Origin of the sequence: Siccirubricoccus soli, assembly GCF_024178315.1 — a bacterium.
Classification (GTDB): Bacteria; Pseudomonadota; Alphaproteobacteria; order Acetobacterales; family Acetobacteraceae; genus Siccirubricoccus; species Siccirubricoccus soli.
The window spans coordinates 1-13,758 of the sequence record NZ_JAMZIK010000225.1; the positions used below are offsets into that span (position 1 = coordinate 1).

General features: G+C 71.0%; 11 protein-coding genes. 7 read left to right on the forward strand and 4 right to left on the reverse strand.

The annotated features are described in order from the left end of the window. Nucleotides 1-818 (forward strand): CBS domain-containing protein (locus NJ376_RS26845; protein WP_252956431.1); only part of this gene is annotated, 818 nt, incomplete at its 5' end. Between the two features lie 33 nt (nt 819-851). Here NJ376_RS26845 and NJ376_RS26850 read toward each other — a convergent pair. After that, nucleotides 852-2,606 carry an AMP-dependent synthetase/ligase gene (locus NJ376_RS26850; protein WP_252956432.1) on the reverse strand — a complete coding sequence of 585 codons (1,755 nt, stop codon included), beginning with the start codon at nt 2,604-2,606 and terminating at the stop codon, nt 852-854. A 204-nt stretch (nt 2,607-2,810) separates the two neighbouring features. Here NJ376_RS26850 and NJ376_RS26855 point away from each other — a divergent pair, with 204 nt between their 5' ends. Both NJ376_RS26855 and NJ376_RS26860 read left to right on the forward strand, forming a co-directional pair. After that, nucleotides 2,811-4,610 carry a M3 family oligoendopeptidase gene (locus NJ376_RS26855; protein WP_252956441.1) on the forward strand — a complete coding sequence of 600 codons (1,800 nt, stop codon included), beginning with the start codon at nt 2,811-2,813 and terminating at the stop codon, nt 4,608-4,610. Further along, nucleotides 4,607-5,971 carry an ABC1 kinase family protein gene (locus NJ376_RS26860; RefSeq protein WP_252956433.1) on the forward strand — a complete coding sequence of 455 codons (1,365 nt, stop codon included), beginning with the start codon at nt 4,607-4,609 and terminating at the stop codon, nt 5,969-5,971. The genes NJ376_RS26855 and NJ376_RS26860 overlap by 4 nt, the downstream gene beginning before the upstream one ends. Before the next feature lie 309 nt (nt 5,972-6,280). On the opposite strand, the gene NJ376_RS26865 is transcribed toward NJ376_RS26860, so the two are convergent. Beyond that, nucleotides 6,281-7,582, reverse strand: a complete 1,302-nt coding sequence (locus tag NJ376_RS26865; RefSeq protein WP_252956434.1) for an outer membrane beta-barrel protein — start codon at nt 7,580-7,582, stop codon at nt 6,281-6,283. 706 nt (nt 7,583-8,288) lie between these two features. Between NJ376_RS26865 and NJ376_RS26870 the strand changes: the two genes are divergently transcribed. The 4 genes from NJ376_RS26870 (at nt 8,289) to NJ376_RS26885 (ending at nt 12,313) form a co-directional block, all read left to right on the forward strand. Next, nucleotides 8,289-10,064 (forward strand): type I secretion system permease/ATPase, encoded by a 1,776-nt coding sequence (locus NJ376_RS26870; RefSeq protein WP_252956435.1) that lies wholly within the window; start codon nt 8,289-8,291, stop codon nt 10,062-10,064. Then, nucleotides 10,061-11,476, forward strand: a complete 1,416-nt coding sequence (locus NJ376_RS26875) for an HlyD family type I secretion periplasmic adaptor subunit (protein ID WP_252956436.1) — start codon at nt 10,061-10,063, stop codon at nt 11,474-11,476. Before NJ376_RS26870 ends, NJ376_RS26875 begins: the two co-directional genes overlap by 4 nt. Before the next feature lie 108 nt (nt 11,477-11,584). Next, entirely contained in the window at nt 11,585-11,854 is a 270-nt protein-coding gene (locus NJ376_RS26880; protein WP_252956437.1) for a hypothetical protein, read from the forward strand. A gap of 264 nt (nt 11,855-12,118) precedes the next feature. Next, on the forward strand, nt 12,119-12,313 hold the full coding sequence (locus NJ376_RS26885; RefSeq protein WP_252956438.1) for a hypothetical protein: 195 nt from the start codon (nt 12,119-12,121) through the stop codon (nt 12,311-12,313). A 67-nt stretch (nt 12,314-12,380) separates the two neighbouring features. Here NJ376_RS26885 and xth read toward each other — a convergent pair whose 3' ends face one another. Both xth and NJ376_RS26895 read right to left on the reverse strand, forming a co-directional pair. Continuing rightward, the gene (gene xth, locus NJ376_RS26890) at nt 12,381-13,157 is read right to left on the reverse strand and encodes an exodeoxyribonuclease III (RefSeq protein WP_252956439.1); all 777 of its coding nucleotides are present in this window, start codon (nt 13,155-13,157) and stop codon (nt 12,381-12,383) included. A 141-nt stretch (nt 13,158-13,298) separates the two neighbouring features. Beyond that, the gene (locus NJ376_RS26895; protein ID WP_252956440.1) at nt 13,299-13,649 is read right to left on the reverse strand and encodes a HesB/IscA family protein; all 351 of its coding nucleotides are present in this window, start codon (nt 13,647-13,649) and stop codon (nt 13,299-13,301) included. Nucleotides 13,650-13,758: the final 109 nt, after the last annotated feature.

Sequence of the window (13,758 nt, forward strand, 5' to 3'; positions counted from 1 at the left end):
CTGCGGCCGGCGACCCCGGGCCGGCAGGGGCCGCCGCGGACGCCCGCCGCGTGCCGCAGGACGCCGCGGCGGAGACGCGGGAGGCCGGGGTCGGCCTCGCCGCCATGGCGGAGGAGTCGGCGCAGGGGCTGCGCCACCTGATGGCGATGCCGGATGGCCGCAGCCTGCAGGACAGCCGCCGGGCGATGCAGGAGGCCATGGAGGGCCTGATCGCCACCCAGCTGCGCCTGACGCAGGAGATGCTGCGGAGCAACGGGCCGGCCGCGATGGTGGAGCTGCAACGCCGCTACCTCCGCGCCACCTTCAGCGCCCTGGCGCAGGGCAGCACGGCACTGCTGCGCGCGACGCGGCAATTCGCCGATGCCGGCCTGGCCCCGCTGGAGCAGGCGCAGCGCCGCCAGCAGCAGGGCCGCGTCCGCGACGCGATGACCACCGAGGTGCGGACGGTGACGCCGGAGGATACGGCGCAGCAGGCGGCGAAGCTGATGGCCGGCGAGGATGCGGGGGCCCTGCCGGTGCGGGAGGGCGACCGGCTCGTCGGCATGGTGACCGACCGCGACCTGGCGCTGCGCCTCGTCGCGGAGGGCCGCGACCCGGCCCGGACCAAGGTGCGGGAGGTGATGTCGCCGGAGCTGCGCTACGTCTTCGAGGATGAAACCCTCGGCCAGGCCGCGGAGAACATGGCGCGGCTCCAGCTGCGGCGCCTGCCGGTGATGAACCGCGACAAGCGGCTGGTCGGCATCCTCTCCCTCGGCGACCTCGCCGCGCACGGCGCGCCGGCGGGGAGGGCGCTGGAAGGGGTCAGCGCGGGCGCCTGAAGCAGGCGCCCATGGCTGCCGACGCGGGGCGCTTCAGCGATGCAGCGCCCCGATCTCCCCGGCATAGCGTTCCAGCACCGCGCGCCGCTTCACCTTCATGGTCGGCGTCAGCAGCCCGTTCTCCACCGAGAAGGGGGCGGGTGCGGCGCACCAGCGGCGGATGCGCTCGATGGGGGAGAGCTTGGCGTTCACCCGGGCGATGGCGGCGCCGGCCTTGTCCGCCATGCCCTCCGCCGGCACCACCAAGGCAACGATGCCGGCCTGGCCCTCGCCCGCCACCACCGCCTGGGCGATCTCCGGCTCCGCCATCAGCAGGCCTTCGACCTTGGCCGGGCTCACCATGTCGCCGCCGAGAGTCTTGATGAAGTCCCGCTTGCGGTCGGTGATGACGATGCGGCCTTCCTCCAGATGCGCCACGTCGCCGGTGTGCAGCCAGGTCCCGTCATCCGGGCCGGGCCGCAGCGCGGCGGCGGTGGCCTCCGCATTGCCCCAGTAGCCGTCCATCACCAGCGGGCCGCGGATCAGCAGCTCGCCATCCTCGGCGATGCGCGCCTGCACCCCGTCCAGCGGCTTGCCGACCGTGTGGCGGACATTGTCCCAGGGCAGGTTCACGCTGATCACCGGCCCCGCCTCGGACTGGCCGTAGCCCTGCAGCAGGGGCAGGCCGAGGGCAAGGAAGAAGCCGGAAAGGTCCGGGTCCAGCCGCGCCCCGCCCGAGACCAGCGCCTTCAGCCGGCCGCCGAAGCGCGCCCGCACCTTGTTCCGCACCAGCCGGTCCAGCACCCAGTCCTGCACCGCCTCCAGCGGGCCGAGCGGCGGCCCGTCCAGCTTGCGCAGCCCGAGCGCCAGCGCCGTCTCGAACAGCCGCCGGCGGAAGGGCGTCTCCTTCTCGAGCTGCGCCAGCATCCGCGCCCGCAGCAGCTCGAACAGCCGGGGCACGGCGGTGATGAGGGTGGGCCGGATTTCCGTGAGCTCGGCGGCCAGCCGGTCGGCGCCGCGGGAATAGACGATCTCCATGCCGCAGGAGGGCAGCAGGAAGCAGCCCACCGTATGCTCATAGGCGTGGGAGAGGGGGAGGAAGGAGAGGTAGGGCGTGCCCGCCACCTGCAGGCGTTCCAGGAAGCCGGCGATGCCGGCCCGGTTCGCCAGCACCGCCCGGTGCGGCAGCATGACGCCGCGCGGCAGGCCGCCGGTGCCGGAGGTGTAGATCAGGCAGGCGAGGCGCCCGGGCGGGATCTGCTCCACCTCTGCCAGCAGCAGGGGCAGCTCGGCCGGGGTCGCCACCGCGTCGGCCCAGCGATGGCTCGGGATGCCGGGCGGCGCCGCGCCTTCCGCGTCCAGCAGCAGGAGCTGCTCCAGCCGCCCTGCCGCCGCCTCCGCCAGCCGGGCGGCGAGGGAAGGGATGGAGACGATGGCCGTCCGTGCCCCGGAATCGGCTATGACATGCGCATGGTCCGCCACCGTGTTGGTGACATAGGTCGGCACCGTCACCGCGCCGATCGCCATCAGCGCCACATCGGCGATGTTCCATTCCGGTCGGCTTTCGCTGACCAGCAGCACCCGGTCCCCGGGCATGATGCCCTGCTGCCGGAACCAAGCCGCCAGACTGCCGACCTGCAGGGCGAATTCCCCCCAGCTCAGGCGGCGCCAGGCGCCGCCGCGCCAGTAGCGGATCATTGGCGCCTGTGGCCGGCGGCGAGCCAGGTCCAGCATCATCCAGGGCAGGCTGGTCCAGGTCTCGGCCGCATCCTCCGTCCGCGCCGTCCCTGCGGCGGCCGCCTGCTGCATCCCAATCTCCTCCCCACACCACCCGATGGCGGCCGTCCCCGGTCCGGCGCGCGATCCCGGCTTGGCCGCGCCCTCTCCCGGCTTATATGCAGGGGCGTGACCCACGCCGAAACCCCATCCATCGCCCCCCGACCTGCCGCGGCTGCGGCCGGCCAGGGATCCGCTCCCGTTGCCACCCCCTGGGCCTCCCCTGGGCATGCTCCGCTGGATGCCGCCGGCGCGGGCGGCGAGGCGGGGCTGCCGAGCTGGGATCTTTCCGACCTCTACGCCTCGCCCGAGGATCCGGCGCTCGCCGCCGATCTGGACCGGGCGGAGGCGGAGGGCCAGGCCTTCGCCGCCCGCCATGCCGGGAAGCTCGCCGGCCTGTCCGGCACGGCGCTGGCCGAGGCCATCGCAACCTATGAAAAGATCGAGGAGATCCTCGGCCGGGCGATGAGCTACGGGCAGCTCGTCTTCGCCGGCGATGCCCAGGACCCGGCCAATGGCCGCTTCTATCAGACGCTGCAGGAGCGGGTGACGGCCATCTCCTCCCACCTGCTCTTCTTCACGCTGGAGCTGAACCGGCTGGAGGAGTCGGCGCTGGAGAAGAAGCTGGCGGATCCGGCGCTGGCCCGCTGGCGGCCCTGGCTGCGCGACCTCCGCGTCTTCCGCCCGCACCAGCTTTCCGACGAGGTGGAGAAGCTGCTGCACGAGAAGGAGGTCACCGGCCGCGCCGCCTGGAACCGGCTGTTCGACGAGACCATCGCCGGCATGACGGTGAAGGTGGCCAAGGGGGCCGAGGTCGAGGAGCTGACCGTCTCGGCGGCGCTGAACAAGCTCTCGGACCGCGACCCCGAGGTGCGGGCGGCGGCGGCCAAGGGTGTCTCGGAGGCCTTCGGCAGCCGCATCCGGCTGTTCTCCCTCATCACCAACACCCTGGCGAAGGACAAGGAGATCATCGACACCTGGCGGCGCTACCCGCGCCCCGGCTCCTCTCGCAACCGTGCCAACATGGTCGAGGACGAGGTGGTGGACGCGCTGGTGGCGGCGGTGCGGGAGGCCTATCCGCGCCTCTCCCACCGCTACTACGCCATGAAGGCGAAGTGGCTGGGCCTGCCGAAGCTGATGCATTGGGATCGCAACGCCCCGCTGCCGGACGAGGAGGATCGCACCATCCCCTGGGGCGAGGCGGTGCGCACGGTGCTCGACAGCTACCGTGCCTTCAGCCCGACGCTCGCCGAGATCGGCGGTCGCTTCTTCGAGCGGCCCTGGGTGGATGCGGCGCTGCGCCCGGGCAAGGCGAGCGGCGCCTTCGCCCACCCCACCGTGCCCTCGGCCCATCCCTATCTGCTGCTGAACTACCACGGCAAGACGCGGGACGTGATGACCCTGGCGCATGAGCTGGGCCATGGTGTCCACCAGGTGCTGGCGGCTGAGCAGGGCTACCTGCTCTCCGGCACGCCGCTGACTCTCGCCGAGACGGCCAGCGTCTTCGGCGAGATGCTGACCTTCCGCGGCCTGCTGGATGCCGAGACCGATCCGCGCCGCCGCCGCGCCATGCTGGCGAGCAAGGTGGAGGACATGCTGAACACGGTGGTCCGGCAGATCGCCTTCTACCGGTTCGAGACCCTGCTGCACGATGAGCGCCGCAAGGGTGAGCTGGCCGCCGAGCGCATTGCCGAGCTGTGGATGCAGGTGCAGACCGAGAGCCTCGGCCCCGCCTTCGACTTCACCCCGGATTACGGCGTCTACTGGGCCTATGTGCCGCATTTCGTGCACACGCCCTTCTATGTCTATGCCTATGCCTTCGGGGATTGCCTGGTGAACGCGCTCTATGGCGTCTATCGCGACGGCAAGGTCCCCGGCTTCGAGGCGAAGTATCTGGAGCTGCTGCAGGCCGGCGGCACGCTGCGGCACAGGGAGCTGCTGGCGCCCTTCGGCCTTGATGCCTCGGACCCGCAATTCTGGAAGCGCGGCCTGGACGTGATTTCCGGCTTCATCGACGAGTTGGAAGCCGCGGGATGAGCGACCGGCGGGAGCGGGAGAGCACGCTGTTCGGGGAGATGCGGCGGATGGTCCGCACCTCCGGCGCCGTGGGCGGCATCGCCGCCCGCGTGGCCGGGGAGCGCTTCCTCGGCCTGAAGACCGACAAGACGGCGCATGCGGAGGATTTGAAGGCGATCCTTGGCGGGCTGAAGGGCCCGCTGATGAAGGTGGCGCAATTCCTCTCCACCGTGCCGGATGCGCTGCCGGAGGAATATGCCGAGCAGCTTGCCACGCTGCAGGCCAATGCGCCGCCCATGGGCTGGCCCTTCGTCCGCCGCCGGATGCAGAGCGAGCTGGGCCCGGGCTGGGAGGCGAGGTTCAGCGAGTTCGGGCGGGAGGCGGCGGCGGCCGCCTCGCTCGGCCAGGTCCACCGGGCGAAGCTGCCGGACGGCACGCCGGTGGCCTGCAAGCTGCAGTACCCGGACATGCCGAGCGTGGTGGAGGCCGATCTCCGCCAGCTCAAGCTGGCGATGAACCTCTACCAGCGCATGGACAGCACCCTCGACAATGGCGAGGTGTACCAGGAGCTGCGCGACCGGCTGCGCGAGGAGCTGGACTACCTGCGGGAGGCGGCGCATCAGCGCCTCTATGGCCTGATGCTGGCCGACCAGCCCAAGGTCGCGGTGCCGCAGCCGGTGGAGGGCTATTGCACCACCCGGTTGCTGACCATGAGCTGGCTGGAAGGCCAGGCCCTGGCGAAGCGGCTGGAGGAGAACCCGCCGCAGGAGGAACGCCGCGCCTATGCCGAGGCGCTGTTCCATGCCTGGTACCTGCCCTTCTACCGCTACGGCGTCATCCATGGCGACCCGCATCTGGGGAACTACCAGGTGCGGCCGGACCGGCAGGGCATCAACCTCTTCGATTTCGGCACCATCCGCGTCTTCCCGCCGAGCTTCGTCGGCGGCGTCATCCTGCTCTACGAGGCGGTGCGCGACGGCGATGAGGAGAAGGCGGCGGAGGCCTACCGGATCTGGGGCTTCCGCAACCTGTCGAAGGAGACGATGGCGGTGCTCGGCCTCTGGGCCAAGTTCCTTTACGAACCCTTGGTGCAGGACCGGGTGCGGCCGATCCAGGAAGTGGACGACATGTCCTATGGCCGCAAGGTGGCGGCGCAGGTGCATGCCGGGCTGAAGCGGACCGGCGGGGTGAAGGTGCCGCGGGAATTCCCGCTGATGGACCGCGCCGCGATCGGCCTCGGCAGCGTCTTCCTGCGCCTCCGCGCGGAGATGAACTGGCACCGCCTGTTCATGGAGATGATCGAGGGCTTCGAGGCGGCGAAGCTGGCGCAGCGCCAGGCGGCGGCGCTGCGCGCGGCGGGGGTGCCGGAGACCCCGCGCTAGAGCAGATCGCCGTAGGGCGGCAGCGCCCGAAGGCGTGAATCTGCTCTACAAACAACGGCGTAGAGCGTTTTCGGTGAACGCATGTAAACCGAAAATGCTCTAGAGTAGCCTCCGACCTGGCGGATCACGGCGCGATCCACCGGCTGGTGGCGCAACCCTAATCGGGCACTGCTCCCGGAGGCCGCCGTCCGTCCCGCAAGCCGGCGGGCCGGATCGCGGCCTCAGGGAAGCGGTTGGCGACAGCGCCGCCAACCGCAGGCCAAGCCTGGCCCGTGACGGGCCTTGCGCCGGGGCGCGGCCGCAGCCCGCCTACAGCGACGCCCGCAGCCGCACCTGGAAGAGGTTACGGTCATACTCGTCATAGCCCGCGCTCTTCTCCAGGCGCTGCGAATAGCTGTAGGCGCCGATCAGCTCCAGGTTCCGGTTGATCAGCCAGCGGGCGCTCAGCGTCAGGATCCCATCCGTCACCTTCTGGTCCGGCCGCTGGTACTCCCGCCGGTCGGCGCGAATATCGCCTGAGAGGATCACATTGCGCAGGAACTCGTGGTCCACCGTCACGCCGCCCTGCAGCCGCTGGTAGCTGACGGCATCGACGCGGATGGATTCCTCGATGGTGCGCAGCACGTTGAACCGCACGGTGGTAAGCTGCGTCGGCAGCCAGGTGATCTGGCCTTCCGCCGCCAGCCCCTCCACCGGCTTCAGCCCCGGCCCGTTGTAGTTCCGCTGCCGCCAGCCCACCGCGACGCGGGCCTGCCACACCCCGTCGAAATCGTAGTCGAAGCCGAGCAGCGCTTCCCAGGTGAAGCTGTCCCGGCTGCGGGAGGCGGCGTTGGTGTAGCTGATATCCTGCAGCCGCACCGTCGCCGTCACCGCCCGCCCTGGGGCGACGGTGTAGCTGCTGCCGATGCTGCCGATCACCGTGTCGAAATCGTTCAGGGAGAGCGAGCCGCCGGTGGAGGCGAAGGACTGGTTCTCGAAGCGGTAGCTGCGCCACAGCGCGCCGCCGGTCAGGCCCACCCGGTTGAAGCGGGTATTGCCGGTGACCGAGACCTCGTCCGTGTCGTAGGAGACCGGGCGGGCGATGCCGAGGCCCTGGACTTCCGTGCTGAACACGTCCAGGTGCTCGCGCGCATGCCGGTAGCGCCCCTCCACATTGGTATCGGCGGAGAAGTCGTAGCGGCCGAAGCCCAGGATGTTCCAGTCCTGGAAGTCCAGGTCGCTGTTGTTGAAATATTGCCGGCTCAGCATGCTCGCCTCGATGCCGACGGCATGGGTCGTCCAGTCGCTGCGCAGCCGGGCCCCCGCGGCGGTATCGACGAATCCGTCCGAGACCACGTTGTTGCGGCGGCCGAAGAGGTTGCTGTCGAAGCCGGGGCCGACATCCACCATGCCGTCCAGCCGGAAGCCGCCAAGCCGCACCCCGAGCGGGTCGAAATCCGGCCGCGGGCGCGAGGTGACGGTCACCCCGCGCGCGGCATCGCGGGCGGTGTTCTGGCCCTGGCCCTGGACCTGGTCCTGGGCGAGCGCCGCCCCCATGGGCAGCGCCCCCCACAGGACCTGGGCCATGAGGAAGGCGCGGCAGGTGCGTGTAACGCGAAACTTATCAGCCATTCTTCCCCCACAGACTGACACCTTGGCCTGCTACCACGATGCCACGGGCCAAGGTTGATGCGCCACGATCACGATCAGGCCAAGGTCTGGCAAGTCACGTATCGCGCCTGGCCGACCAGGCCGATGGGGCGGCACTCTCCTGGCGGTTCACGAATGCGCCGGGGTGTGCGGCGGTCCGGTTAAGAATTCGGGTGGAAAGCCCGGGCTAGTGTCATCTTCACGTCGCCCCCGGATACAGTCCGGGCGGGTGGGCGGGCGCCCGTCGAAGGGACTGGCGGCCCCGGTTCAAGTCATGGGCATGACGAACCCGGGGCAGGTCCGGCGCGATGACTACAGGTTGAGAGCCTAAGGGTTGAGAGCGGGGGGCTTGCAATTAACCGGCCCGGCGGCGCGTATTCGGCCCCGGACCGAAGCAATTCCGCCGCACCGGGTACTGGGCGTCGGTCCCGGGCGGGCTTCGGGGCAGGCGCCAGCGCCAGGCGGCGGGATCGCCCGGATGCATAGCTTGCCGGGCGCTTCGGCGCCGGCAGGGACGAACCGCCGGCGGCGGCGGCCGCCAGGGCAGGACAGGAACGAGGTCACTAGGATGGGCAACAGCATGCGGCAGGAACCGGCGGCAGGGGAGTCTCCCCGTCCGAAGCGTGGCGCGCGGCCCGTTCGGCAGGGCGCGTGCCTGGCCCGGCCGAACGGGCAGGGGGGCTGAACGATGTCGCATTCCAACCTCGCCCTCCCGGGACTCGGCACCAACCCCAACGCGGCGGACACGCCGCTGCGCCGGGCCCTGGCCGCCTGCCGCAAGCAATTCCTCCTGGTCGGCCTGTTCAGCGGCGTGGTGAACCTGCTGCAGGTCACCACCTCCATCTACATGATGCAGGTCTTCGACCGGGTGCTGGCCAGCCGTGTCCTCGACACGCTCTACTATCTCTCCATCCTGGCCATCGCCGCCGTCATGGTACTGGCCATGCTGGAAGCGGTGCGCGGCCAGGTGATGCAGCGCATCGCCACCTGGGTGGAGCACCGCGTGGCGCCGGAAGGCTTCGTCCGCGCCATCGAGGCGACGCTGCGCGGCCGCCCCTACCGGATGGAGGCGCTGCGCGACCTCGCCATCTGCCGCGGCTATCTCGGCTCGCCCGGCGCGCTCTCGCTCTATGACGTGCCCTGGGTGCCGATCTATATCGGCATCATCTTCGTGCTCCACCCGGTGATGGGCTGGATCGCCCTCGGCGGTGCCGTCATCCTCTTCGGCCTGACCCTGGCCAGCGAGCTCTCCACCTCGAAGCTGCTGAAGGAGGCGAACACCGCCGCCATGTCCTCCCAGCGCCGGGCGGACAGCATTTCCCGCAATGCCGAGGTGATCGACAGCATGGGCATGCTGCCCTCGGTCATCGGCCGCTGGCGCGAATCGGTCGCCGCCATGACCGTGCCGCAGCAGCGCGCGGCGGACCGCGCGGCCATCCTGGTGGCGCTGACCAAATTCTTCCGCCTCGGCGTGCAGATCGCGATCCTCGGCGTCGGCGCCTATCTGGTGCTGCAGCAGGAGCTGACCTCGGGCGCCTCCATCGCCGGCTCCATCATCATGGGCCGGGCGCTGGCGCCGGTGGAGCAGATGATCGGCGGCTGGAAGCAGCTGGTGCAGGCGCGCCAGAGCTTCCGCCGGCTGCAGACCTTCCTCGCCCTGCCGCGGCTGCGCCCGCCCGGCCTGCCCTTGCCGGAACCCACCGGCCACCTGGCGGTGGAGCGCGTCAGCTACGCCTTCCCCGGCCAGGGCGTCGCCATGATCAAGGGGGTGAATTTCGCCCTGACCCCGGGCGAGAGCCTGGCCATCATCGGCCCCTCCGCCGCCGGCAAGACCACGCTGATCCGGCTGCTGATCGGCACGCTGCCCGCCTCGGCCGGCTGCGTCCGGCTGGACGGCGCCGATGTCTATCAGTGGATGCGGGAGGATTTCGGCCGCCATGTCGGCTACCTGCCGCAGGATGTCGAGCTGTTCGACGGCACCGTCTTCGCCAACATCGCCCGCATGGCGGAAGCCGAGCCGGAGGCGGTGTTCGACGCCGCGAAGCTCGCCGGCTGCCATGAGATGATCCTCCGCCTGCCGAATGGCTACGAGACCGAGATCGGCGATGGCGGGCTCTATCTCTCGGGCGGCCAGCGCCAGCTCATCGGCCTGGCGCGGGCGATGTTCGGCAAGCCGAAGCTGGTCGTGCTGGATGAGCCGAACAGCAACCTCGACGGCGACAGCGAGGCGGCGCTGACCCAGGCGCTGGAACGGCTGAAGGCCCAGGGCACCACCGTGGTGCTGGTCTCCCACCGCCCGACCCTGGTGCAGGGCGTGGACAAGGTGCTGCTGCTGAAGGATGGCGCGATGGAGATGTTCGGCCCCCGCGCCGAGGTGCTGAAGCGGCTGATGGCGCCGCCCCGCCCGGCCGAGGTGCCGCCGCCGCCCGCCGGCGCGCGGCTGGAAGGGAGTGCGGCCCGATGAGCCTGACGACCGAAGCCCCGCCGCCCCCGCCGCCGGCGCCGCAGGGCAAGCGTGCCCTGGCCCCGCTGGCCAAGCCCCAGCCGGGCAGCGCGCTGCCGCCCTTCCCGGCGCATCCGCTGCTGGACGCGCCGGCGCCGCGCACCCGTGCACCGCTTTATTTCGGCCTGGCGATCTTCCTGATCTTCGTCGTCGGCTTCGGCGCCTGGGCGGGGCTCGCCCCGCTGGCCGAGGCCTCGATCGCCCCCGGCGTGGTGAAGGTGGAGGGCAGCCGCCGCACCATCCAGCACCTGGAAGGCGGCATCGTGCGCGAGATTCTGGTGCGCGACGGCGACCGGGTGCGGGCCGGCCAGGTGCTGGTGCGGCTGGACCAGATCCAGTCCGACAGCACGCTGGAGACCCAGCGCTCCGCCGTCTGGGCCCTCCAGGCCCAGCTCGCCCGGCTGGAGGCCGAGCAGCGCCGAGCGCGGGAGGTGGATTTCCCCGCCGACCTCCTGGCCAATACCGAGCCGCGCGCGGTCGGCGCCGTCATCAGCCAGCGCGCCCTGTTCGAGGCGCGGCGGACCAGCCTCGACAGTCAGCTTGCCGTGCTCGAGACCCGCATCCGCCAGCAGCAGGGGGTGATCTCCTCCGCCCGCGGGCAGCTCGAGGCGGCGCGGCGCCAGCTCGTCCTGATCCAGCAGGAGGAGGCGATGCGCCGCGACCTGGTCCGCCAGGGCTTGGCCCGGCTGCCCGACCTGCTGGCGGTGCAGCGCAGCATGGCGGGCCTCGAGGGCACGCTCGAGGATCTGAACGGCCAGATCGCCCGCGCTTCCGCCGTGATCGCCGAGGCGGAGAGCCAGCAGCGCCAGGTGATCGACCAGCGGCTGCAGGATGTGGGCACGGAGATGAGCGACGCCCGCGCCAAGCTGGCCGAGGCGGAGGAGAAGCTGCGCGCCGCCTCCGACGTCGCCACCCGGCGGGACATCGTGGCGCCCGACGACGGCACGGTGGTGAACCTGCGGGTCTTCACCCTGGGCGCCGTGCTGCGGCCGGGCGACCCCATCATGGATCTGGTGCCGGAGAAGGACCGGCTGGTGGCCGAGGTGAACGTCCAGCCCAACGATATCGACGTGGTCTATCCGGGCCTGCAGGCCGAGATCCGGCTGCCTGCCTTCAAGCAGCGGCTGGTGCCCTACCTGCATGGCCATGTGAGCTGGGTGGCGGCGGACGTGACGGTAAACGAGCAGACGCGGCAGCAATACTACCGCGCCTATGTCCTCATCGACCGCGACCAGATCGAGCGGCTGCCCAATGTCTTCCTGACCCCGGGCATGCCGGTGGAGGCGCATATCCGGATCGGCGAGCGCACCTTCTTCCACTACCTGACCCAGCCGATCCGCGACAGCTTCAACCGCGCCTTCCGCGAGCAGTAGCGCGCTCCTGGAACAGCCTCCGGTTTGATGGATTGCGCCGTGATCCATCAAGCCAGAGATAAGTTGCTCCAGATATTGCTCTAGGCAACCCAGATTCGGAGCATTCGCATGAGCATTGACAACACCATCTTCGCGGACGGCATCATGGAGGCGAGCGTCCATTTCGGCGTGGCCCGGCTGACCCTGGCGCAGACCGGCGCGGACGGCAAGCCGGTGCCGGCGGGGCAGCTCGTCGTCCCGCTGATGCAGCTTCCGGCCTTCAGCAACGCCATCATGGGCCTGCTGAAGCAGGTGGAGGCGAAGGTGAAGGAGCAGCAGGCGCAGCAGGGCGCCGCCGCACCGGATGTGGCGGTGCCGGGCTCCTTCCGCTTCGGCTGAGGGGCGCCAGGGCTGTCGCGCCGATCCCGGAGCGGGCGGCGCGATGGCAGCCGGGAGCGCGGCCTTGGCTGGTCCTCCCCGGGGTATGCCCATGGCGCACCCGGCTGGGCGCCGCCTTGTGCAAATGATGTCATCCGCGTCACCCGGCTTCCGCCGGGCTGGACCCCTCGCGATCAACGCCTGGGGAGCGCAGGGTCTCGCCACGCTTCCGCCCGGCTTTCGCCGCAAGAAGCGTGTTCCATCCCGGATGGAAGGAGTTCCCGCATGCCCAGGCTTCGGCTTCTGCCGGCTCTCGCGCTGCTGCTGCTGACCGGTCTCGGCGGCTGCGCCGTCTACCCGGCCGGCGGCTATTACGGTCCCCCCGCCGTCGTTGCGACGCCGGCCCCGCGCTACTATTACGGCCCCGGCTATTACCGGCCCTATGGCTACCGGCCCCACGGGTATTGGCGGCGCTGGTAGGCGCCGCGGCGTCCGGCTCCCGCGCGGGTGCCGCCGCCGGAGCTGGTGCGGCTGAGGGGCCCCGGCGTCAGCCGAAATTCAGCTCGCACCAGACCGGGGCGTGGTCGCTGGGCTGGTCCTCCGCCCGCGCCGCGGTGTCCACGCCGCAGCCGCTCAGCCGCTCGGCCCATTCGGGGCTGAGCAGGATGTGGTCGATGCGGAGGCCGCGGTTGGTGTCGAAGGCCGGGCCGTAATCCCAGTAGGTGTAGGGCGCCTCCGCCGGGTGCAGGGCGCGCAGCGCATCCGTCAGGCCGAGGTTGAGCAGGGCGCGGAACCGGGCCCGGCTTTCCGGCCGCACCAGCGCATCGGTGGGCGGCAGGGCGCCCGGTGCCAGATCGGCCGCGGTCGGGCAGACATTGAAATCGCCAAGCAGCGCGACCGGGGTGAAATGGTCCAGCCGCTCCGCCGCCCAGGCCGCCAGCCGCTCCATCCAGCGCAATTTATAGGCGAAGCCGGCCTCGCCGCCGGAATTGCCGTTGGGCAGGTAGAGGCCGGCAATCTCCCCGCCCAGCGCCTTCACCGTGACGAAGCGGGCATGGTCGTCCGCGGCCTCGCCCGGCAGGGCCTCCGCCGTCACCTCGAAGGGGACCCGGCCCAGCACGGCGACGCCGTTGCGGCCGCCGGGCTGGCCGACGGCATGGAGGCGGTAGCCGGTCTCGGCCAGCTCGAGCGCGGGGAATTCCTCCGTCCTGCATTTCAACTCCTGCAGGAAGAGCAGGTCCGGCTGGTGCCGGGCGAGGAACCGCTTGAGATGCGGGACCCGGCGGCGGATGGAATTCACATTGAAGGTGGCGAGGCGGGGCATGGCGGCACCATCGCCCGGCGGGGCCGGCCCGTCGAGGGGGGCGTCGCCCCCCTTCGAGCTCTCCGACCGAAGGCTGAAAGGCCTTTGGAAACCATGGGCTTCGCACCCGACGCTGCGGCCCCTGCGCCGGTGCGGCAATCCTCAGGCGACGGCGAAGCTTGCGCCGCAGCCGCAGCCGGAGACCGCCTGCGGGTTGCGGATGGTGAAATGGGCGCCGATCAGCGCCTCATGCCAATCCAGCTCGGCGCCGGCTAGCAGGTCCAGGGAGACGGCATCGATGAAGACGCGGGTGCCCGCCACCTCCACCACCAGATCGTCCTCGCCCTGCTGCTCCTCCAGGTCGAAGCCGTACTGGAAGCCGGAGCAGCCGCCGGCGCTGACGGACACCCGCAGCCCGGCGCCCGGCCGGCCCTGACGGGCGGCGATGCTGGCGATCTCGGCGGCGGCGCGCGGCGTCACGCGGAAACGGGGCAGGTCGGAACCATCGGGCATGGCAATACTCCTGCCGGGAAGATAGGGGGCGGGGGCGGGGCTTCCAAGCCATGGCGCCATGGCGGCGCGGCGGAGGCCGGATCGCTGCTCCGCGGCGGGGGCCGTCTTG